The organism is Streptomyces roseirectus (genome assembly GCF_014489635.1).
GTDB lineage: Bacteria > Actinomycetota > Actinomycetes > Streptomycetales > Streptomycetaceae > Streptomyces > Streptomyces roseirectus.
In genome coordinates this window covers 9,915,957-9,935,544 of record NZ_CP060828.1, presented here as the reverse complement: position 1 = coordinate 9,935,544, position 19,588 = coordinate 9,915,957, and the positions used below count along the sequence as shown (strand labels likewise).

Genomic DNA, 19,588 nt, shown 5'->3' with positions numbered 1-19,588 from the left:
CCGCTCGTACGTCGGCGGTCTTGCGGGGCCAGGGGGCCGCTGGGCAGTGAGGGCAGGCGGTCGCGATGGTCACGACAGAAAACGAACGGCCCGCCGCACGAAATCCTCGTGGAACTGGAAGATCGCACCATGTCCCGACTGCGGATAAAGCACAACCTCGCAGTCCGGCAAACGCCGCCCGAGCTCCTCGGTGTTCCGGCTGGGAACGATGCGGTCGGCGTCTCCATTGATCGCGAGCACCGGCTGACGCACAACGGAAAGGTCGGCCGCCGGCCGCTTGCCCCACCGCTTGATCGCCTTCAGCTGTGCCCTGAAGGACGGTACGGAAATCTCCTTGTCCCGGTCGACCTTCCGTTCACCGAGCCGGGCCAGAAATGCCTTGCCCGCACGCTTCCCCGCCGACGAGCGCGGAAAGAACATGAACTGCTTCGGGTCCTGGCGGGTGAAAGCCCCCCGGAAGATGTCGTAGAACGTGAGCCGCGCGACCTTGTCGAGGCCGGTTCCGCCGGCCGGACTCGTCCCCGCGAGGATCAGCCGCCGTACCAGCCCGGGATGCTTCTCGACGACGGCCTGCGCGACCATGCCCCCGAGCGAGAATCCGATCAGGTCCACCTCTTCGAGCCCGAGCGCACGAATGAAAGTGACGGCATCCTCGGCCATCTCCTCGACCGTGGTGGGAGTCTTGCCCGTCGAAGCACCGATGCCTCGATTGCCGAACGTGATCACCCGCCGACTGGCGGCAATACCGTCGATGACCCGCGGATCCCAGTTGTCCAGAACCGCGGCCAAATGAGTGAGGAACACCACCGGCGTACCGCCGGACCCCAGCTCCCGATAGGCGAAATCGACTCCGCCCGCGGAGATCATCCGTGTCGGAACGGTCTGCCACGTACTGTTCCCGAGCTTCTCGGTCTCCCCTGCTGTTCCGGTCACGTCCATTCCCCTTCGCTTGAGATCCGGGGCGCCCTTTTCATGGATCACCCCCACCTTTAGATTACGACCATACTTCTATGTGGGCAAGGCGGAGCTGAAACCCGAGATCGAGTGCCCATGCCGCCCCGCCCGGACCTGCTCGCCGGCGCCAAGGCCGGCCCTTCACTCCAGCCCGGCCGCGTTCAGGAGCGTGACGACGGTCGGCGTGATCAGGTTGGACAGGTCGTCGGCCTTGATGCCTGCGCGAGCGCTCGCTCCGTCGTAGAGCAGCGTCAACTGCCGGGCCAACAGCCCTGGATTACGGGCGTGCCCCCGGACCGCCTCGGCACGGAAGAAGTCGGTAAGCCCCTGCTTCACGGTCCGCGCGACGCGGCCGGCGGGATGTTCCGGGTCCTTGAGTTCGACCTGCACGGCGAGATACGGACAGCCCCAGAAGTCGGCCGAGGACGACCGCGCGGCCAACTCATCGAAGACGCGCAGGATGCGCTCACGCGCCGAAGCCGCCTCACCGTCCCGGCTCGGCAGCCCACCCTGGGAGGTGGGTCGTGTCCCGCGTGATGGTGTAGCCGATCAGCTTGCGGGCGCGTTTGGTGTGCTGGTCACTGACCTTTGCGGCATGTTGCCGTTGGGGGCTGACGATGTGTGATCGTCGCGGTATGACGGTTGTGTGAGGTATCCGCAGGGTGGTGGGCTGACACCTGAACGGCAGGTGTTTCGCGAGCGGATCCGGCTGGAGGCCGCGGCGCGATTCGCTGCCGGCGAGTCCAACGCCGAGGTCGCCAAGGACTTACGGGTGAGTGTGCGCTCGGTGCAACGCCGGCGCCGGGCCTGGCTCGGCGTCGGCACCGAAGGGCTGCGGTCTGCCGGGCCTGTCTCGCAGCCCAGGCTGAGTGAGGCCCTCTTCGCCGTGCCCGAGCAGGAACTCGCCAAGGGACCGGTCGCACACCGCTGGCCGGACCAGCCCTGGACTCCGACGCGGATCAGGACGCTGATCGGGCGCCGGTTCCACAAGAGCCTGACGCTGTCGGCGATCGCGCGGATGCTGCACCGGCGCGGCTTCAGCCACCAGGTCCCGGCCCGCCGAGCGGTCGAGCGCGACGAGGAGGCCGTGGCGGGCTGGGTGAAGGAGACCTGGCCGCAGGTGGAAGGTCCGTGGCGGCGCTCGACGCCTGGCTGTGCTTCGAGGACGAAGCCGGATTCTCGATGACGCCGCCCACCGCACGGACCTGGGCCCGGCGCGGGCACACACCCGTCATCCGGGTGCGGGGACGCTCCCAGCGCCGCTTCTCCATCGCCGCTCTGGCCTGCTGAAAGCCGGGGAACGCGCACGGCTGGTCTACCGGCCCAAGCGGCATCTCGATCACAAGCGCGGCGGCAGACGCAGTTTCACCCGGACTGACCACCGCGACCTCATCATCGGTGCCCACCAGCAGCTCGGCACACCCATCGTGCTCGTGTGGGACAACCTGAACGTGCACAAAGACCGCCGGCTTCGGGAGTTCATCGACACCCACGACTGGATCCGCTACTACTTCCTGCCGGCCTACGCACCGGACCTCAATCCCGTCGAGGGCATCTGGTCGCTGCTGCGACGCAGCAGCCAGGTCAACACCGCATTCACCGACCCCGACCACCTCATCCAGGCGCTTCGGCACGGACTCCGTCAGATCCAGTACCGCAGCGACCTCATCGACGGTTGTCTCGCCGAAACCGGCCTCACCTTGACGACACCACGGTGACAACGTCAGTAACGATGCGGGCGGACAGTCGCAGCCGACGCCCGAGGAGCAGGGCAGGTGGTCCGCCGTGCTCCCACGCCTGACGCCAGCCTTGTTCATCGCGTAGGGGATGGCGCCGTCTCCGTTGACGAAGGCGAACACCGAGGAAAACAGCACGAGTCGACCCCGGCTCTCGATGAGGGCGGGCAGGGCGGCGCGGACGGTGTTGAACGCGCCCCCCACGTTCACGTCGAAGAGCCGGTGGACCGTCGCAGGTGCCGACACCCGCACGGTGGCGCCGCGGGCGTCAACGCCGGCGTTGACGATCACGATGTCCAGACGACCGGCGTCTCGGCCGGTGGCCTCGACGGCCTGGGTCATGCCGTCCAGGTCCGTGACGTCCCCCACCAGAGGGCTGACTCGCTCGTCGAAGCTCTCGGCGGGATCCGGGTGCTCTCGGTCCAGCACGGACACGCGAGCGCCCGCAGCGCTCAGCGCTCTCGCCGTTGCGGCTCCCAGGCCCCGGGCGCCACCTGTGACCAGGGGGACCTTCCCCACGATCGAGGTGCCCTCGCGCTCACTCCCCGAGGAACCCGAGAGCCTCGGCGACGAACTCGCGGTGGTGCTGGAAGACGGCACCGTGCCCTGAGTTCGGGTAGATGGTCAGGCGCGAGTTCGGGATCCGGCGGGCCATGTCGGCCGAGTGGCTGCTCGCGACCATCAGGTCGTGGTCACCGTTGGCGATGAAGACCGGCTGGGTGATGACCGAGAGGTCGTCGGGTTCGTGCAGGCCGGCCGCTCGGATGGCCTGCACCTGCGCACGCCGGGCCTGGAGCGAAATCTTCCTGTCCCGACCCTGGGTGCGCTCCTTTAGACGCACGAAGTAGTCTCTCGCCGCCTGCTTGCCCGCCGAATTGCGGGGGAAGAACAGGAAGGCCCTGGCGTCACTGAGGGTGAGCGCGGCCTTCGCGTACGCGCTGGCCACGATCTTCGTCATCGCGTCGAGATCCCCGGCGCCGCGAGGACCGGTTCCCGCGAGAAGCACCCGGCGCACCAGCTCCGGTGCCTGCAGGGTGACCATCTGCGCGACTCCACCACCCAGCGAGAACCCCAGCAGGTCGACCTTCTCCAGCCCCATCGCCCTGATGAAGGCGACGGCGTCCCGACCCATCTCCTCGACCGTGTCCGGCACGGATCCGCCGGATGCGCCGACTCCCCGGTTGTCGAACGCGATCACGCGGTGGTGGGCAGCGATGCCGTCGATGACCCTCGGGTCCCAGTCGTCGAGGACGGCCATCAGGTGGTGCAGGAACACCACGGGCACGCCGTCGTCCGGTCCGAGGTCCCGGTAGGCGAACGGCACTCCGTCGACGTCGATCGTGCGGGTCGGCACGTCGATCCACGTGCTCGTCCTCGTTGTCTTCATCTGAACCTCACGGGTAGGGCACGCGACCGCAGTCGCGCGACTTTATATTACGACCGATTACCTTACGATCGTAATATAACAGCTCCATGCCCCTCTCCGGGCAAGACATCCCGCCGGTCAAACTTCCACCGTGGAACACGAGAGCTTCGGCGGGGGTCGAGTCTGCCGAGCCCGCCACCCCGACCCGACTTATTACGAACGTAATATTATGACTGGCCACTTACAGGCGGCGGCCGACCTGGAGGAACCCGCCGTGCACAGTTCGAGCCGCCTCCTGCCACGATTGCCGACCGCTACCCCGAGCGCACCACCATCGTCCACGGGGGGACCAGCTCTCGTACACCGAGCTCGAGGCCTCCTCGAACCAGGTCGCCAACCTGCTGGTGTCGCGCGGAATCATGCGGGGCGACAAGGTCACCCTCTCCTGTCCGAACCTGCCGTCCTTCACGATCATCACTTCGGGATCCTGAAGGCGGGCGCCACCGTCGTGCCGTTGAACGTGCTGCTCAAGGCGCGCGAAGTGGCGTACCGCCTCACAGACTCGGAGGCGAAGGCGCACTTCGCCTCCGAGGGCAGCGCTGAACTCCCGACCGGGAAGACGGCCCATGATGGCTTCGCCGCAGCTCCGGCGTGCACCAGCTTCCTCCTCATCGACAACGACTCGCCATCCGGAGTGGGACCGGAGGTCGAGCGCTTCGCCGACGCCGTCGCCGGGCAGTTGGCGACGCTCCCCCAGACCGAAGCGAACGAGGACGACACGGCGGTGATCCTCTACACGTCCGACACCACGGGCCGGCTCAGGGGTGCGGAGCTGCGGCACCGCACCGTCTACGACAACACGGTCGTGGGTGTCGACCTCTTCGATTCGGACTCGGGCCGACCAGACACCTATCTGTGCGTCCTCCCTCTGTTCCACTCCTTCGGCCAGACCGTGATCCAGAACGGCGCCATGGCCTTCGGCGGCGCCCTCGGCATGCTTCCTCGCTTCGAGGCACAGGCAGCGCTTCGCCTGATGCCTGCCCATGACGTCACGTTCTTCGCCGGTGTCCCGACGATGTACTGGGGCCTGCTGGGCGCGCTGGACGAGACTGCCGACGTCGCAGCCCTGGCGGCAAACCTGCGGGTGGCGGTCGCCGGCGGGTCGGCACTGCCGGGCAAGATCCACCAGCACTTCCAGCAGCGCTTCGGCGTGACGATCCTCGAAGGCTACGGGCTCTCGGAGACCTCGCCCATCGCCTCCTTTTCGCCGCACGGCGAGGAGCCCCGGGTCGGGTCGGTCGGCGTCCCGATCCCGGGCGTCCAGATGAAGCTGATCAAGGACGACTGGTCCGACGCCAAGGACACGCCCGGCCAAATCGGCGAGATCGCGGTCAAGGGTCACAACGTGATGAAGGGTTACTACAACCGGCCGGAGGCGACCGCCGAGGCCATCAGGGACGGCTGGTTCCGCTCCGGCGACCTCGGACGCGAGGACGAGGACGGCTATTACTACATCGTCGATCGCTCCAAGGACATGATCATCCGCGGCGGGTTCAACGCGTCCCCCCGCGAGCCAGAGGAGGTGCTCATGCAGCACCCGGCCGTCTCCATGGTCGCGGTCATCGGCGTCCCGCACGAGTCGCACGGCGAGGAGATCAAGGCGGTCGTCGTCAAGAAGCCCGGCGACCCCACCAGCGAGAACGAGTTCATCACCTGGAGCAAGGCGCAGTTCGCGGGCTACAAGTACCCATGCCTCGTGCAGTTCGTCGACGCGCTCCCGCCGACCTCGACCGGCAAGGTCGTCAAGCGCGAGCTCACCTGATCCGTGGCCTCGGCCTCCGGCCCCTGCGCTCGGAAGAGAACGGACCTTCCACAACCTCCCCGCACGACTCGCTCACGTCGCCCAACGGCCAGGTGCCGCCCTGGTCTCCTCGGTGGTCGCCGAGGCCACGGTGATCGTCGCGGAGGACGATGGCGCCGTCCTGCACGCCTCCGGCTCTCAGCGGTTCCGTACCACCGTGCCGGGGGACGGCACCGGCCTGGGCCTGACAATCGCGGTCGGCCAGGCACGCCCGGGTTACGGCCGTGCGGGCCCTTGCACCGTGCCGCGCGCGGAGTGGGCCAGCAGCTTGGTCACCAGCTCGCGCAGCATCAGCCGCTCGACCAGGGTGAGCGGCTCCACGAGGTCGGCGGTCAGCTGCGGGACGTGCACGGCGAGGGCCCGCTCCAGCAGCTCACGGCCTTTCGCGGTGGCTTCCAGGAGCGCGGCCCGGCGGTCGTCGGGGTGGGGGTGGCGGGCGAGCAGCCCGGCTTCCTCCATGCGGGCGATCAGCCGGGTCAGCCCGCCCGAGGTGAACGACAGGTCCTCGGCCAGGCGAGCGCTCGTGGTCCGGTTCTCCGGGTGACGGGCCAGGCGCAGGAGCACTTCGAACTCGGAACCGCCCAGTCCGGCAGCCTCGCGGATGGTGCGCTCGGCCCGTCCGCCGATCGCGTCCGTCAGCCGCAGGATGTCGCCGTACAGGACGACCGTGTGGTTGTGCAGCAGTTCACCCATATAGCTGACAGTACAGCAATCTCTGACGCTCGCCGCACGAAAAATCTCCACAAGAATCAGCCCTGTGCCCAGTTTGAAGTTTGAAGTAATGCTGCATCGGAAGGTATCTTCGCTCTCGTCCATCGCACTGCAGCACCGCACCAAAGGGGACCCTCCATGCCAGTCGGACGACGCCAGGTACTCGCCGCGGGTTCGCTCACGGCCGCCGGGATCGCACTGGGCGCCGGAACGGCACACGCCGCGAGGTCCGGTGAGGAGACCAAGAGCCTGAATCAGCTGTACCGCGAGGCGATGAGGGAGGGCGGCACCCTCACCGTCTACGCCGGCGGCGACACCGCCACCCAGCAGGACGGCAACAAGGCCGCCTTCGAGAAGGCGTTCCCCGGCATCACGCTCAACATCGTGGTGGACTACAGCAAGTTCCACGACGCCCGCATCGACAACCAGCTCGCCACCGGCACCCTCGTCCCGGACGTCGTGCAACTGCAGACCCTGCAGGACTTCCCCCGCTGGAAGCACGAGGGCGCCCTGCTCCCCTACAAGCCGGCCGGCTTCTCCCGCGTCCACCCCGCCTTCAAGGACCCCGACGGAGCATGGACCGGCATCTTCGTCGACGCCTTCTCCACCATCTACAACGTCGACAAGGCGGGCGGCACGGCACCTGCCTCGGTCCGGGACCTCCTCGACCCGCGCTGGAAGGGGAAGATCGTCTCGACGTACCCGAACGACGACGACGCGGTGCTGTACCTGTACAACCTCATCGTCGACGAGTACGGCTGGGAATGGCTGCGGCGGTTCGTCGCCCAGGACGTGGCCTGGGTGCGCGGTACGCAGGAGCCCGCGGACCGGGTCGAGGCGGGCACCGCGGCCGTCGCACTGGGCACGGACGGCATGCTGACCCCGGCGGCAGGTGTGAAGACCCGCTTCGTCGTCCCGAAACACGATCCGTTCATGGCCTGGGCCCAGCGCGCCGCAATCTTCAGGCACGCGAAGCATCCCGCCGCCGCGAAGCTGTACCTGAACTGGTGGCTGTCGAAGCAGACGCAGTCCGACTTCTACATGTGGTCGGTGCGCACGGACGTCCAGCCCCACGAGGGCTACCGCCCCATCTGGGAGTACCACAACGCCCACCTCGACGGCTTCGAGACCTTCATGGCGGACCGGGGCCTCGTCGAGCGCTTCAGGCAGCAGCTCACCCTGTACGTCGGCGAGGTGACGGGAGCTCCCTCCCCGGGTTGGCTCGGCCTGCACCCCGGGCGCTGACCGGGACGGGCGACGACGGGCGACCCTCTGGGAGCCGGCCGGCCCCCATGTGACGCCTGTGCCTGTCAGGTCAAGCGGTGTTGAGAGTGAGTCCGTAGTGCCGCAGCGCGTCGTCCAGGTGCTGGGACGCGTCGACCTCGAAAACGATGCGCTGCTCCTGGGGCAGGAGGAGCGGGAAATCCATGCGGGAGCGCAGTAACGCCTCGGGGCCCCGCTCGCGCACGGTTTTGTGGTCCCAGTGGAGCCACACCTCGGGCAGGAATTCCGGGAGGTCGTAGACGGCGGGTCCGAGAATCTCGGTGATAGAGCTCGAAAAGGTTGCGCTGTCCGGAGGAGCTGCCGGGCAGACTGCGGCGGAGCCGGATGCCACCGAGCGGTGCCGCGGCAGCCTAGCCGGCGCCATCATGCATACCGATCACGGCGCCCGGTCAGTACACGAGCAGATCGTTTCGCCGAGGCCGGTGTGCTCATCGACGGCTGGCGTCAGCGGAGAGTCGTACGCTGCGGTGGATGACCACAGCTGTTCACGCTGAGCCACGGCAAGGTCGGAGCCGACCACCATACGGAAGGCGGCACCGATCACAAAAGCGAGTGCCAGACGCAGGCTGCCGCAGTTGGGCGTGGTCGCGTTGGGCGAGGAAGACCTGTTCAACGACAGGGTTGGCGTCCTGGGCCTCGTTCATGCCATGCCTCGTTCGGTGCCGGCTCGTGCTCCTCCTACGCGTTCTGAATCTCGTGTCGGGGCTTGGTGCCCTCCTTGTGGTGGGCTGGCCGAGCGTATGCCTCGCCGGTGGCGAGGACTCGCCCGACCTCGTGGCGGGGGCTGGTCGCTGGTTCTTCGAACCGGGAGGCCGGCCGGGACCCGGGCGGGAAGGTTTCGGCGCACCGGCCGGGGAGCCGGCCGTCGCACACAGGTTTCTGAACCCCTGCGGACCCGGGCGGGCGTGAGCCTGCGGGGCCAGCCGCCAGAAAGTGGCCGAGGTCCCGGCAGACGTGAGGATGCGGGCAGGCAGCCAGCGGTGCACATTCCCGCAGCGCGGGTTCGTTCGGCGGGACCTCAGCCGTCCTCGGCCCAAGCGACGGGCGCAGACGTGGAGGCGGCATCGAGGCCGTGTTCGGCGAGCACCTGGGCCAGCATCTGCTCCTGGCCGGGCGCCAGTTGCCCGTTGTTCAGCTTGGTGCGGGTCTTGGCGAGCCAAGGGCCGATCATGACGCGTTCGCCGTCGACCTCGATCCACTCGCGGGCGCCGGGCGTGCGCTGCCACCGCTCGAGGAAGAGAGAGGATCTGCACGGTCCGGGCGAAGGAACGCCGCCGCCCAGCGGGCGTCGCCGAGGGAGTCTGCGGACCGTCGAGTGTGACGTGACCCGGGGTGAGACCGATCCGAGTGAGCAGGTCCCGCTGGGCGGGCTCGAGCCGGTTCCAGGTGACGAGCTGGCGGTGCAGCCAACTGCCCGCTTTCACCTCGCCGATCACAGTGTCACGGGTGAGGGCAGCGGGGTTGTGTCCGGCTTCGATGTGGCGGCGCAGGGCGTGGTACTTGCGGTGCCAGTCGGCACCGTGCGGCAGACGCCAGTGGGCGTCGAGGGCGTCCAGCTGGGCTGCGCGGCCGGGGGTGAGGCGGCCCTTGCGGGCCCGGGACCGCTGGTCGGCGAGGAACTGGCCACCCGGGGCCTGGGCAGGGAGGGCGAGGTGGCCGTGTTCGGCCTGGTAGGCCTCGACGGTGGCCATGTGGCCCTGCCAGGCGGCTTCGTGCTCGTCCCAGATCATGGCGACAACAACCTCGGCGCCCTCTCAGAGGGAACGGCCCAGGTGCGTGGTGAAGTAGTCGGTGAGTTTGTCCACCGCAGGGTCGATGTACTCGCGCTTGTCGTAGAGGTCGACGTGGCTGGCGCCCTTGATCCAGTGGAGTTCGCTGGGGCCCGTGGCACGCTGGTGGGCCTCGACGGCCATCCAGGAGGTGACGGCGCGTTCGCCGATGATCTGGAGGATGGGTCGGTCTCCGATCAGCGGGACAGCGAAGAACGCGTCGTAGAACGCGAGTTTGTCGATGCTCTGCCAGGCGAGGAACTTCGCGGATCGCTCGTGCTCGCCCCGCGGGGTGCGGTAGTACTCGAAGCCCTCGGCGCCGTGTTCGCCGCCGAGCGCACCGGCTTGTTCGGCCGTCTCGGGGAACATGGTCATCACACCGGGGTCCTCACCGCGGGCGGCGCGGGTGCGGGCCTGCGCGGCGGCGTTCAGCAGGGTCTGGAAGACAGCCGGATCCTGGGTGCCGTCAGCGCCGAGCCGGAACTGGCGTGAGGGATCGGCCGTACACACGGTGGCAACAGCCTTGACGCGGTGGTCTCCGCCGGTGGCGGCCAGAGCGTAGCCACCGGAGGCGCAGATGCCCAGCAGGCCGATGCGGTCGGCATCGGCTTCGGGGCGGGTGGTGAGATAGGAGACGGCGGCCTTGAAGTCCTCCACTCGCTGGGCGGGGTCCTCCAGCCCTCGGGGCAGGCCGCCGGAGGCGCCCTGACAGGCGGCGTCGAAGGCGAGGGTGAGGAAGCCGTGCTCGGCCATCAGTCGCGCGTAGGTGCCGGAGGTCTGCTCCTTGACCCCTGTGCCGGGGTGACCGACCACCAGCGCCGGACGCGGGCCCGGTGACGGATCTCTCGGGGCGTAGAGGTGTGCGGCGATCTCGATACCGGCGCTGTCGAAGGTGACCTCGGTCTGGAACATGAGGGAACTCCCGTCGAGTTGGATGATGATGTGGTGGACGAGCACCCGGCCGGTGCCGGGTGCTCGTCCGCCTTCCGCCGCTCGCCCGCCCCGGGGAGAGACAGGCTTCACCCGGCGAGAACTTCGCACGCGCTCAGGAAGGGGCGTCGGTTGCTGTGCGCCAGGACCCGCTGCGTGCGATGTCGGTGAGCTGTCGCACGGTCAGTGCCGGTGTGGTGCGGGTGGCGGGCAGTCTGTAGGCGCTGGTGTTCAGTTCGTTGACGACCACTCGCAGGCCGTCACGGCTCAGGGTGTCCACTCGCCACTCCACCGCGCCCCGTCCGCCGTGTGCCGCCGTGCTGCGGCTGGTCATGATCCGTGTGCCGTCGGGCAGTTGTTCCGCCCGTTCGAAGACGCGCCGGATGGTCGCGTCACGCGGTTTCCACCGCTGGACCGTCACGGTGACCAGGCACTTCCCGTGCCCGTCGTCCACGGTGAGGTGGCCGTAGCCGGGCAGGCCGCCCTGGTCGGCCACACGCATCGTCCGGGGCAGCGATCGCGTGGCGATGCCGGTGATGCGGTGGGCGGGCACTGTCTGGTCGACCTGCAACGCGGACTGCTGGTGCGGTGGTTCGGGGAGTGCTGCCAGGAGTGGCCGCCAGGTGGGCGATCCCGCGATCTCCGTGAGCTTTTGCAGTGTGAGCGGCAGGGGTGAACGGGGTGCGGCGGCACCGGTGTTCTGTCCGAGCGCCGATTCGGACAGCACGACCTGTCGGCCGTCCGGGAAGGTGAGGGCGGCGGTCCGGCGTTGGGCAGCGAGCGGGCGGGACTCGTCGGCCGGTGAGCTGTCGAGTGTCAGGGTCGCGCCCTGATGTTCCCGTGTCGTGCATCTGCTGTAGGGGTGCAAAGCCCTGTCCGGGCAAGCGGTGTTCAGCGGGGAGACCGGTACCGGCAGGCGGCTGACGGCGACCTGCACGCGCGCGTCGCCGTACTCGTTCTTGAAGGTGAGGATGGCGGAAGCCGACGACGTCGTGCCCGGCAGGGCCGGGCCGTGAGCGTCCTGTACCGTGCCGTCCTGCGCGAGCAACGTGTGCAGGTTGTGTGTGAGCAAGGCCTGAAGGGCGGGCCTTGCGGAATCTCCTGCCCCGTCTTTGTGCTCCTGTGCGCTGCATCCGGTGACACAGATGATGGACGCGGCGAGCAAGGCGGCACGCGTCGGCGCAGGACGGAACGGTAATTTCACAGTTCCCCACTCTCGTCGAGGGATGTGCCTGCTTCTTCTGGGCTCCTGGTCAGGTCAGCAGGGCTTTCCGGACGAGATCGAGTCGTTGTAGGGGTAGCTCAGGGTGTTCCAGGTGTAGTTGTTCTGGAAGACACCCTGGATCCCTTGGTAGTTGTTGTCGGTCCAGAAGCACCAGGTGCTTCCCGAGTAGTTCGCGATGGAAGAAATCTGGTCCTGGAAGTTCCCCTCGGACGCGTAGGTCATGTTGGGTACCGGGGAGTACTCGTAGGTGCACTGGCCGCCGAGGTTGTACTGGGTGCACAGCCGGATGGTGCTCGTCGCCGGTGCTGCCGCGGCAGGCGCGGCGACGGAGGCGGCCAGCAAGCCCGCCGCGAGCGCCGTGCCGGCGCTGGCCATGATCTTCTTCATCGGGTTCATGAGTACTTCGCTCCTGTTTCTTGGGGTTGTGGATGGCTGCGTCAGGCGGAACAGGTCACCGAGTTGTTCGAGGTGGGGCAGGTGTCGGCGGCTGTGCCTGTCGCAGGGCTTCGAGAGGGGGCGTTCACGCCCCACCGGGTGTTACGGGTAAGTCGTCACGAGGGGCTTCGTCTCGTCGACGACGTAGGTGGAGAGCATCATCGTCGTGACGGTGCCGACGTTGCGGGCGTTGTGGATGACACCGTTCGGGATGAAGAAGGGGTCTCCGGTGCGCAGCCGGAGGGGCGGCCGGTCGTCGAACACCATCAGGACGTCTCCGCGGATGATGTAGCCGACCTCGATGCCGGGGTGGCTGTGCCGGCCCGACTCCTTGTGCCGGGGGATCTGCACGAGCGTCTGCACCGCCTCCCAGCCCGCGGCGGGTGAGGGGTGCTCCTGGAGGAGGGTACGCGTGACACCCGCCGTGGGGTCGGGGTCGGCAGGGTGACCGCCGGTGCGCGAGGCGGGCTCCGCGGCCTCGGCGGGTGAGGACAGCGAGGCAGCGCCGAGCGCGCCGGCTGCCGCCGCGGTGCCGGTACGGAGAAGTGAACGTCGGTCGATCATGGTCATCGGTCCTTCAGGAGTCTGCCGGGTTCGGTCGAGGAATTCGGTGATCGGCCCGCATCGGGAGAAACGTGTGCGTCTGCGGGCGTGCAGGGGAGACAGTCGGCGGCTTCGCCCTGTATTCCTGTGCCGGGGTCAGCCCCTCAGCGGCCTGAAGGCCGTCCGCAGTTCCTCGGAGAGCAGGTGCGGCTGTTCCCAGGCGGCGAAGTGGCCTCCTTTGTCGACCTCGTTCCAGTGGATGAGGTTGCCGTAGGCCCGCTCTCCCCAGCTCCGCGGCGCGGGATAGATCTCCCGGGGGAACACGGTGACGGCCACGGGGACGTCGGGGATGTCGAACGCGTTGAAAGGGCCGCCGCCTGCCCGGGTGCCCTCCCAGTACAGGCGGGAGGACGATGCCCCTGTGTTGGTCAGCCAGTACAGCGAGATGGCGTCGAGCATCTCGTCGTACGTGAGGACCTTCTCGGGCTCGCCGCCGGAGTCCGTCCACTCCGCGATCTTGTCGTAGTAGTACGCCGCCATCGCGAGGGGCGAGTCGGCGAGGGCGTAACCGATGGTCTGCGGGCTCTCGTTCATCATCGCCGCATAGCCGAAACCGTCACGGTAGAAGTGCAGCAGCCGGTCGTAGGCGACCTTCTCGCGCACGGACAGACCCGCGGGTGCGGCATCGAAGTTGCGCAGGTGGCGCAGGACGTCCTGCGGGACCGTGCCCGGCATGTTCACGTGGATGCCGAGCAGCCCCTCCAGCCGCTGTGCGGCCTGGATCTGGGCGATGATCGACCCGTGGTCGCCGCCCTGCGAGACGTACCGCTCGTACCCGAGCCGCAGCATGAGCCGGTGGAGGGCGGTCGCCATGCGGGCCGGGTTCCATCCCGTCGACGTCGGCTTGCCGGAGAAGCCGTGGCCCGGCAGTGTCGGCAGGACGAGATGGAAGGCGTCCTCGGCGCGCCCGCCGTGGGCCGTCGGGTTCGTGAGCGGGTCGATCACCTTCAGGAGCTCGATGATCGAGCCCGGCCAGCCGTGCGTCATGAGCATCGGCAGGGCGTCGGGGTGTGGCGAGCGGATGTGGGCGAACTGGATGTCCACCCCGTCGATCTCGGTGATGAACTGCGGCAGCGCGTTGAGCGTGGCCTCGACCTTGCGCCAGTCGTAGCCGGTCGCCCAGTACTCGACCAGCGGGCGGACCTTCGCCAGTTGGGCGCCCTGGGAGCGGTCGGCGACCGTCTCACGCTCCGGCCAGCGGATCGCCCGCAGTCTCCGCCGGAGGTCGCTGACCTCGCGCTGCGGAACCCTGATGCGAAAGCGACGGACTCCCGGGGGCGGCGGGGTGGAGCCGGGCGGGGAGCCTGCCGCCGGCGTGGGGTTCGCCAACGCCCGGCCTCCCGCCGCCTGTGCCTGGGCCGGCATGCCGAGCTGTCCCTCCGCCTGTGCCCGGCCCGCTGTGCCGAGGTGCGTGGCGGCGACGGCGCCCGCGGCAAGGCCCAGGAAACGGCGACGGCCTGGGGTCGTGGGGGCGGTGTCCTCGGGCGGGTTCATGGGTGGAACTCCTTGGCTCGGTGATGGGGGGCCGACAAGCGGGCGGGGAACGGGCCCTGACTGAGACATGTGTGCAGGCATCTGCCGAATCGGCGACGTGTTCACACGTGTTGCAGTATTGCCCGCACTTTCGTTACCAGTCAAGCAGGTGACGGAGGTGGCTGAGCGGCACCGCCTCCATACGCACACCGCTTTGCTTTAATGGGCATTCCAGAGCGGATACGTTCACGCGGCGTTCTTGAGCAGTGGCGACGTCCGGGGAAGCAGGCCCGGGGCGTGGCCCCGGGGGTGGGGATGGGCAGGACAACGTTCGGGCGGCTGCTGCGGGAGGCGCGCCAGCGAGCGCTGCTGACGCTGGAGGGTCTGGCCGGGGCGTCGGGCGTGAGTGTCCGGGCCATCAGCGACATGGAGCGGGGGCAGAGCCTGCCCCGGCAGGCGACGCTGGGCGAGTTGATGGACGCCCTGGGGCTGGACGAGGATGAGCGGCGGCGTCTTGTCGAGGCGGCACGCAGGCGCACTGAGCAGGTTCCGCGCCACCTGCCGCCCGCTCTCAGGACCTTCCGCGGGCGCGGCACCGTCCTGGAGGTCCTGCACGAGCTCACACGTGAAGTGCCCGCCCACGGAGGGCATGTCGTCATCTCCGCCATCGGCGGCATGGCGGGGGTCGGCAAGACCACGCTGGCGGTGCACTGGGCGCACCAGGTGGCGGAGCGTTTCCCGGACGGGCAGCTGTATGTGAACCTCCGCGGCTTCGAGGAGTCGGGGCAGCCGCTGGATCCGGCTGAGGCCCTTGGTGGGTTTCTCGGCGCACTCGGGGTGTCCAGCAGGGACATACCTCGCGGGCTGGACCGGCGCCGTGCTCTGTTCCGGGAACGGACGGCGTCGAGGCGGCTGATCGTCGTGCTGGACAATGCGCGGGACGCGGAGCAGGTCAGACCGCTGTTGCCGGCCTCCCCGGGGTGCCTGACCATCATCACCTCTCGCGATCAGCTGTCCGCACTGGCGGTGGCCGAGGGTGCCTGCCTGGTCGCCCTGGACGTGTGGACGCGGGAGGAGGCGCTCACTGCGCTGGCCGCGCGGATCGGCGAGGAGCGCTGCCGGGCGGAGCCGGAAGCGGCCGCGGAACTGGTGGAGTTGTGCGGGTGTCTGCCGCTCGCGGTCGCCATCGTGAGCGCGCAACTGTGCGCGTCCCCGCGGGTCTCGCTCCGGCTGGGCGTACGGGAGCTGCGCGAGGCCCGGCCGCGGCTGGACGCGCTGTCGCCCGGCGACCGGGTGGACCTGCGTGCCGTGTTCTCGTGGTCGTACCGGACGCTCACGCCCGGCACGGCGCGGTTCTTCCGGTATCTGGCCCTCCATCCGGGATCGGCCGCTTCCGCACAGGCCGCCGCCTCGCTCGCGGGCGTCGGGATGGCCGAGGCCCGCAGGCACCTGCGGGAGTTGGTCTCGGCCAACCTGCTGTCGCGTGACGCCGACGGCCAGTACGTACTGCACGACCTCGTGCGGGCGTACGCCGGGGAACTCGCCGAGCGGGAGGACGACGACCGCTTCGGCGCCGAGACACGGCTGCTGGACTATCTGCGTCACAACGCCTTCAGGGCCAATCAGTTCCTGGTGCGGATCACGTCGGAGTCGATCGGTCTGCCGGTCCCGGGAGTCGTCCTGGCCGCGATCGACAACCGGGAGGAGGCGCTGGAGTGGTTCCATCAGGAGGAGCGGACCGTGCGAGCCGCGCTGCGCACCCTGCACGACGCACGACTCCTGCGCTTTCGTATGAACCTCACGCATGACTGGGTGAGTTACTACTCGGTCATGGGCCGCTGGGCCGAGGAGATCGAGACCAAGCGAATCGGCCTCGCCGCCGCTCTGCAGCTCGACGACCCGGCCGCCGTCGCCCGGAACTCGGCCAGTCTCGCCCGTGCGCTGGCCGAGACGGGTCAGCTCGACGAGGCGGACGAGCAGGTCGCCCTGCTGCTGCGGCAAGTGCACCGGCTGGACCCGGCGCAGCGGGCCGCCGCCGAGCGGAGCGTCGGCTGGGTGCGTGGCCGCCAGCGGCGTCCCGCCGATGCCCTGCACCACGCCCGCAGGGCACTGGCGCTCTATCAGGAACTCGGCGACGACGCCTCCTCGGCCCGCGAACTCAACGCTGTGGGCTGGTACCTGGCCCTGCTCGGCCGGTACCGGGAGGCGATCGACATGTGCACGCAGGCCCTCCCCCTGCTGCGGAGGTCCGGGAACCTCCGTATCGAAGCGGCTGCCTGGGACAGCATCGGCTACGCCCGGCAGCGCCTGGGCGAACTCGACACCGCTATCGCGGACTACCGGCAGTCGCTGCGGCTGTACGGGGAAGCGGTGGACGCCTACAACCAGGCCGAGGTGCTCGACCATCTCGCGGCGGCCCACCTGGAGCGGGGGGACGCCGAGCAGGCGCGAGCGAGCTGGACGCGTGCGGCCGAGCTGCTGAGCACGATCGACAGCCCGCGTGCCACGGCGATGCGCGTGCGGGCGGAAGGGGTCGCCGGCGGGCGGTGAGCCGCTCGCAGACCGGGCGCTGCGGCACCGCCGCCCCGCCGGGGCGCAAGCTGCATGTGAACTGCCTGGTTCGGAGGGCGGCGCGGCGGTGGAATGGGAGCAGTTCGAGAGCGCTCCCGGATCCGGTGGGATCGTTCGCCGTGGAACAGGGGTCGTCGATGAACGTGCAGGCCAGGATCTCCTCTCATCCCGCCGGCCGGTCGGGGCGGCACACACGGTCGTTCATCGAGCCCGTCAGCGAGGGGCCGGTGCCGGGCGCCGAGGCGCGGACGGCCGCGGAGCAGCGGGCTTCCGGGGAGCGACCGGGAGGCGGCGTGTCCGGGGCCGTGGTGGCCCGTGGCCTGCTGAGCGTCCAGGAGCTGCGCATCGCCGGACTCGCGAGCCGTGGACTGTCGAACGGTGAGATCGGAGAGCGGCTCGCTCTCTCGCCGCGGGCCGTCGAGGCGCACCTCTATCGCGTCTTCCCCCGGCTGGGTGTGACAGCACGCGCGCAGCTTGCCGACGCGCTGGGCAGCCACCGGTCGCCCTGACGGCGACCGGGCCGGCAGGTCATCGCCGCCCGTCCGCCTCTCCCCCGTCGGACGCGGTCTCGGCGCCGGTCCTCGGCGGGTGCGCCGTGGGCGTGCTCACGTCCGGCTCGCGCCGGCCTCCTCGCAGAGGGCGCGGATGCTGATCTCCGCGCCGAACTTCAGGCGGTGGAAGACCCAGTCGATGGGACAGGACTCCCGTGCGTCGGGCAGTTCCACCACCAGGGAGACCGTGGCCGGGTGGTCGGCCGTGGTGTGGCGCCAGGTCCCCCCGGCACGGCGGGCGAGGATCTCACCGACGTAGCAGCCGAAGCCGATGAGGGATTCGGCCATGTCCTCGCCCGTGACACCTTCGGCCCGGAAGCCGTCCACGATGTCCTCCACCAGAGCGATGCTCTCAAGGCTGTAATCCAGTTCCGCGCCGCTGATGTCGGCCGCGGTGGCGACGATGGCAGCGGCATGCCGGGGCGCGTTACCAGGCTCCAGTGGGGGATTCAGGTGCACGTGCATGTTGGTCCTCAGGCCGTTTGCCGTCAATGCCGTCGAGGCTAACCTCACAACACCTCGCTGAGCATGCCCCTGTCCAGGGCAATCTTGATCTCGTTTCGTCCGCGCGCGTGTCCTCGTGTCGGAGTCGGGACATGTTGCCCTCTTCGCCTGCCTCGCCCGCACACACATGTGTGCCCTGGAGGAGGGCGCCGGCGAAAGGATCTCGGTGTGGCCGTGGAGCAGGCCATGGACCTGTTCCGGCGACGGGGGTGCCACGCCGCCTCCCTGCGGAAGCCTTCTCGGACCCCCGTATACCGACTGACTTACGTCATCTCTCCGGGGGCCGTACGGGCCGTATCCGACCGTCATGTGACCGATGTGCGGTTTCCGTCTCCGGCGAAGAGTGGGCCTTGCAGACGCCGCCCCACGGAAAGGAACTCCTGTCATGCACCGTGACCCGTCACGACTGCGGGCGCCCTCGGCGCCCGGGCACCTGCCTTCGCTGTTCCTGGATCTCGACCAGATGCTCGACGAGTTCACACGGCTGCCTGTCACTGCGGAGTTCCGCTTCGATCCGGAGTTCCCCGCGGTGATCACGGTCGAGTTCCTGGCGGAGCGGGGACCGGGCCTTCTGTGGCACATCGGCCGCGCGCTCCTGCACGAGGGGCTGACGTCGATGAGCGGGTCGGGCGACGTGCGCATGTGGCCCACGCTGCCCGGGGGACAGCCCTCCTCGTGGCTTCTGCTGGAGTCACGGGAGGTGGAAGCGCTCTTCGAGGTGCCCACCGCCCCGCTGGCGCGATGGCTCGACGCCACCTACCGGATCTCCTCGGCCGCGACGGAGATGGACGACCTGAACTGGGACGGGTTCCTCCTCGACCTGCTCGCCGACCCCGGAGTACCGCCCCAGTGACCACGGCTCGGTCCGGTCGTCGTGGGCCACAGGAGCACCGTCGACCTGCTGGGCAGCGCCGTGCCGGCCCTGTTCCGACATCCTGAGCAGCTGCGGGTGTTGCGTGAGCGGCCGGATCTGATGCCTGCGGCGGAGGGGTTCCTGCGCCACGGCACCTTCGTCGAGCGCTCCACGGGCCGTTACGCCGCACGGGATGTGGAGTTGGCAGGGGTGCGGATCCCGCGCGGCGGGGATGATCGCCGTCGCCCCTGGGGTCGGCCGGCCACGACGCCCCGCAGTCCGACGGCGTCGATCCCGCCGTACTCGATGTGGCCGGGCCGGGCGTGCGTCATGGAGACAGCCGTCGCCCTGCGCATGCTGCTGTCCCGCCTCCCCGAGCTGGAACTCGCCGTCCCGGCGGACGCACTCGGCCGGATCGGCTCCGGCATCATCCGCGGCGTGCTCTCGCTGCCGGGGCGGTATCGCGTCGCCTGACGAAGTCCCGGCCCGCGCCGTGCGGACGCGGGCCGGGAGGGGGTGCGGCCGTCGGACGGTCCGGGTGCGTATCTGACGGTTTCTCCAGCCCAGCAAGCCGGGCTGGGCGAGGAGGAACACGCCGCTGCCCGTGGTGCACATCGACAGCACGTCCGCGATCGGCATCGGCCGCTGTCGGCCCAGCCGGGGGCCGCGTCGCAGGAGTCCGCCGGCCACCGGCGTGATCGCCGGATCGTCCTGTTTCTCGTGGGCTCCGGCGAACGCCGTGGCCCGAGCCAGGGCGAGGGC

General features: G+C 69.2%; 17 protein-coding genes and 5 pseudogenes. 8 read left to right on the top strand and 14 right to left on the bottom strand.

Going from position 1 to position 19,588, the window contains the following annotated elements; all coding sequences use genetic code 11:
* Positions 1–69 precede the first annotated feature (69 nt).
* Both IAG44_RS42850 and IAG44_RS42845 read right to left on the bottom strand, forming a co-directional pair.
* Positions 70–981, bottom strand: coding sequence for an alpha/beta fold hydrolase (locus tag IAG44_RS42850; protein WP_246563314.1), 912 nt, complete (start codon positions 979–981; stop codon positions 70–72).
* Between the two features lie 114 nt (positions 982–1,095).
* The gene (locus IAG44_RS42845; protein ID WP_187752403.1) at positions 1,096–1,395 is read right to left on the bottom strand and encodes a hypothetical protein; all 300 of its coding nucleotides are present in this window, start codon (positions 1,393–1,395) and stop codon (positions 1,096–1,098) included.
* 205 nt (positions 1,396–1,600) lie between these two features.
* Between IAG44_RS42845 and IAG44_RS44945 the strand changes: the two are divergent.
* A pseudogene (locus IAG44_RS44945) lies at positions 1,601–2,672 on the top strand (IS630 family transposase).
* A 90-nt stretch (positions 2,673–2,762) separates the two neighbouring features.
* Here IAG44_RS44945 and IAG44_RS44940 read toward each other — a convergent pair.
* Positions 2,763–3,209 (bottom strand): annotated as a pseudogene (locus IAG44_RS44940) (SDR family NAD(P)-dependent oxidoreductase); the annotation flags it as partial.
* 19 nt (positions 3,210–3,228) lie between these two features.
* Positions 3,229–4,077: an alpha/beta fold hydrolase gene (locus IAG44_RS42825; RefSeq protein WP_187752401.1), complete on the bottom strand. Its 849-nt coding sequence runs from the start codon at positions 4,075–4,077 to the stop codon at positions 3,229–3,231.
* A gap of 212 nt (positions 4,078–4,289) precedes the next feature.
* On the opposite strand from IAG44_RS42825, the pseudogene IAG44_RS44640 reads away from it, so the two are divergent.
* Both IAG44_RS44640 and IAG44_RS44635 read left to right on the top strand, forming a co-directional pair.
* Positions 4,290–5,419: pseudogene (locus IAG44_RS44640) on the top strand (AMP-binding protein); the annotation flags it as partial.
* A 45-nt stretch (positions 5,420–5,464) separates the two neighbouring features.
* A complete protein-coding gene (locus IAG44_RS44635) occupies positions 5,465–5,878 on the top strand; it encodes an AMP-binding enzyme (RefSeq protein ID WP_343075774.1) in 414 nt (137 codons plus the stop codon).
* 255 nt (positions 5,879–6,133) lie between these two features.
* Here IAG44_RS44635 and IAG44_RS42815 read toward each other — a convergent pair whose 3' ends face one another.
* Positions 6,134–6,610, bottom strand: a complete 477-nt coding sequence (locus IAG44_RS42815; RefSeq protein ID WP_187752400.1) for a MarR family winged helix-turn-helix transcriptional regulator — start codon at positions 6,608–6,610, stop codon at positions 6,134–6,136.
* Between the two features lie 156 nt (positions 6,611–6,766).
* Between IAG44_RS42815 and IAG44_RS42810 the strand changes: the two genes are divergently transcribed.
* Entirely contained in the window at positions 6,767–7,873 is a 1,107-nt protein-coding gene (locus IAG44_RS42810; RefSeq protein ID WP_187752399.1) for an ABC transporter substrate-binding protein, read from the top strand.
* Between the two features lie 717 nt (positions 7,874–8,590).
* On the opposite strand, the pseudogene IAG44_RS44935 reads toward IAG44_RS42810, so the two are convergent.
* From IAG44_RS44935 to IAG44_RS42780, 8 genes and pseudogenes are all read right to left on the bottom strand, one after another.
* Positions 8,591–8,891: pseudogene (locus IAG44_RS44935) on the bottom strand (NF041680 family putative transposase); the annotation flags it as partial.
* 39 nt (positions 8,892–8,930) lie between these two features.
* Positions 8,931–9,083, bottom strand: a complete 153-nt coding sequence (locus IAG44_RS44130) for a hypothetical protein (RefSeq protein WP_246565162.1) — start codon at positions 9,081–9,083, stop codon at positions 8,931–8,933.
* 430 nt (positions 9,084–9,513) lie between these two features.
* Positions 9,514–9,603, bottom strand: a pseudogene (locus tag IAG44_RS44125) (hypothetical protein); the annotation flags it as partial.
* A 63-nt stretch (positions 9,604–9,666) separates the two neighbouring features.
* The gene (locus IAG44_RS42800; RefSeq protein WP_187752398.1) at positions 9,667–10,593 is read right to left on the bottom strand and encodes an alpha/beta hydrolase; all 927 of its coding nucleotides are present in this window, start codon (positions 10,591–10,593) and stop codon (positions 9,667–9,669) included.
* A 133-nt stretch (positions 10,594–10,726) separates the two neighbouring features.
* Positions 10,727–11,683 (bottom strand): hypothetical protein, encoded by a 957-nt coding sequence (locus IAG44_RS42795; protein WP_187752397.1) that lies wholly within the window; start codon positions 11,681–11,683, stop codon positions 10,727–10,729.
* A gap of 186 nt (positions 11,684–11,869) precedes the next feature.
* Positions 11,870–12,232, bottom strand: a complete 363-nt coding sequence (locus tag IAG44_RS42790; RefSeq protein WP_187752396.1) for a peptidase inhibitor family I36 protein — start codon at positions 12,230–12,232, stop codon at positions 11,870–11,872.
* Between the two features lie 141 nt (positions 12,233–12,373).
* Positions 12,374–12,835 carry a cupin domain-containing protein gene (locus tag IAG44_RS42785; protein WP_187752395.1) on the bottom strand — a complete coding sequence of 154 codons (462 nt, stop codon included), beginning with the start codon at positions 12,833–12,835 and terminating at the stop codon, positions 12,374–12,376.
* Between the two features lie 135 nt (positions 12,836–12,970).
* The gene (locus IAG44_RS42780) at positions 12,971–14,368 is read right to left on the bottom strand and encodes an epoxide hydrolase family protein (RefSeq protein WP_246563283.1); all 1,398 of its coding nucleotides are present in this window, start codon (positions 14,366–14,368) and stop codon (positions 12,971–12,973) included.
* Positions 14,369–14,662: 294 nt separating this feature from the next.
* Between IAG44_RS42780 and IAG44_RS42775 the strand changes: the two genes are divergently transcribed.
* On the top strand, positions 14,663–16,897 hold the full coding sequence (locus tag IAG44_RS42775) for an ATP-binding protein (protein WP_187752394.1): 2,235 nt from the start codon (positions 14,663–14,665) through the stop codon (positions 16,895–16,897).
* Positions 16,898–17,055: 158 nt separating this feature from the next.
* Complete coding sequence (locus IAG44_RS44930) at positions 17,056–17,427, top strand: response regulator transcription factor (RefSeq protein WP_187752393.1); 372 nt, start codon at positions 17,056–17,058, stop codon at positions 17,425–17,427.
* 96 nt (positions 17,428–17,523) lie between these two features.
* Here IAG44_RS44930 and IAG44_RS42765 read toward each other — a convergent pair whose 3' ends face one another.
* A complete protein-coding gene (locus tag IAG44_RS42765) occupies positions 17,524–17,934 on the bottom strand; it encodes a hypothetical protein (protein ID WP_187752392.1) in 411 nt (136 codons plus the stop codon).
* A gap of 424 nt (positions 17,935–18,358) precedes the next feature.
* Between IAG44_RS42765 and IAG44_RS42760 the strand changes: the two genes are divergently transcribed.
* Positions 18,359–18,826 carry an SsgA family sporulation/cell division regulator gene (locus IAG44_RS42760; RefSeq protein ID WP_187752391.1) on the top strand — a complete coding sequence of 156 codons (468 nt, stop codon included), beginning with the start codon at positions 18,359–18,361 and terminating at the stop codon, positions 18,824–18,826.
* Between the two features lie 21 nt (positions 18,827–18,847).
* Complete coding sequence (locus tag IAG44_RS42755) at positions 18,848–19,300, top strand: cytochrome P450 (RefSeq protein WP_246563245.1); 453 nt, start codon at positions 18,848–18,850, stop codon at positions 19,298–19,300.
* The last annotated feature ends 288 nt before the right edge of the window (positions 19,301–19,588 follow it).

Excerpts from the sequence above, each read along its gene's own strand:
- IAG44_RS42800 (WP_187752398.1), bottom strand. The coding sequence starts at position 10,593 with ATGTTCCAGACCGAGGTCACCTTCGACAGCGCCGGTATCGAGATCGCC.
- IAG44_RS44930 (WP_187752393.1), top strand. The coding sequence starts at position 17,056 with ATGAACGTGCAGGCCAGGATCTCCTCTCATCCCGCCGGCCGGTCGGGG.
- IAG44_RS44635 (WP_343075774.1), top strand. The coding sequence starts at position 5,465 with ATGAAGGGTTACTACAACCGGCCGGAGGCGACCGCCGAGGCCATCAGG.
- IAG44_RS42785 (WP_187752395.1), bottom strand. The coding sequence starts at position 12,835 with ATGATCGACCGACGTTCACTTCTCCGTACCGGCACCGCGGCGGCAGCC.
- IAG44_RS42815 (WP_187752400.1), bottom strand. The coding sequence starts at position 6,610 with ATGGGTGAACTGCTGCACAACCACACGGTCGTCCTGTACGGCGACATC.
- IAG44_RS42760 (WP_187752391.1), top strand. The coding sequence starts at position 18,359 with ATGCACCGTGACCCGTCACGACTGCGGGCGCCCTCGGCGCCCGGGCAC.
- IAG44_RS42810 (WP_187752399.1), top strand. The coding sequence starts at position 6,767 with ATGCCAGTCGGACGACGCCAGGTACTCGCCGCGGGTTCGCTCACGGCC.
- IAG44_RS42765 (WP_187752392.1), bottom strand. The coding sequence starts at position 17,934 with ATGCACGTGCACCTGAATCCCCCACTGGAGCCTGGTAACGCGCCCCGG.
- IAG44_RS42825 (WP_187752401.1), bottom strand. The coding sequence starts at position 4,077 with ATGAAGACAACGAGGACGAGCACGTGGATCGACGTGCCGACCCGCACG.
- IAG44_RS44130 (WP_246565162.1), bottom strand. The coding sequence starts at position 9,083 with ATGATCGGCCCTTGGCTCGCCAAGACCCGCACCAAGCTGAACAACGGG.
- IAG44_RS42775 (WP_187752394.1), top strand. The coding sequence starts at position 14,663 with ATGGGCAGGACAACGTTCGGGCGGCTGCTGCGGGAGGCGCGCCAGCGA.
- IAG44_RS42780 (WP_246563283.1), bottom strand. The coding sequence starts at position 14,368 with ATGAACCCGCCCGAGGACACCGCCCCCACGACCCCAGGCCGTCGCCGT.
- IAG44_RS42790 (WP_187752396.1), bottom strand. The coding sequence starts at position 12,232 with ATGAACCCGATGAAGAAGATCATGGCCAGCGCCGGCACGGCGCTCGCG.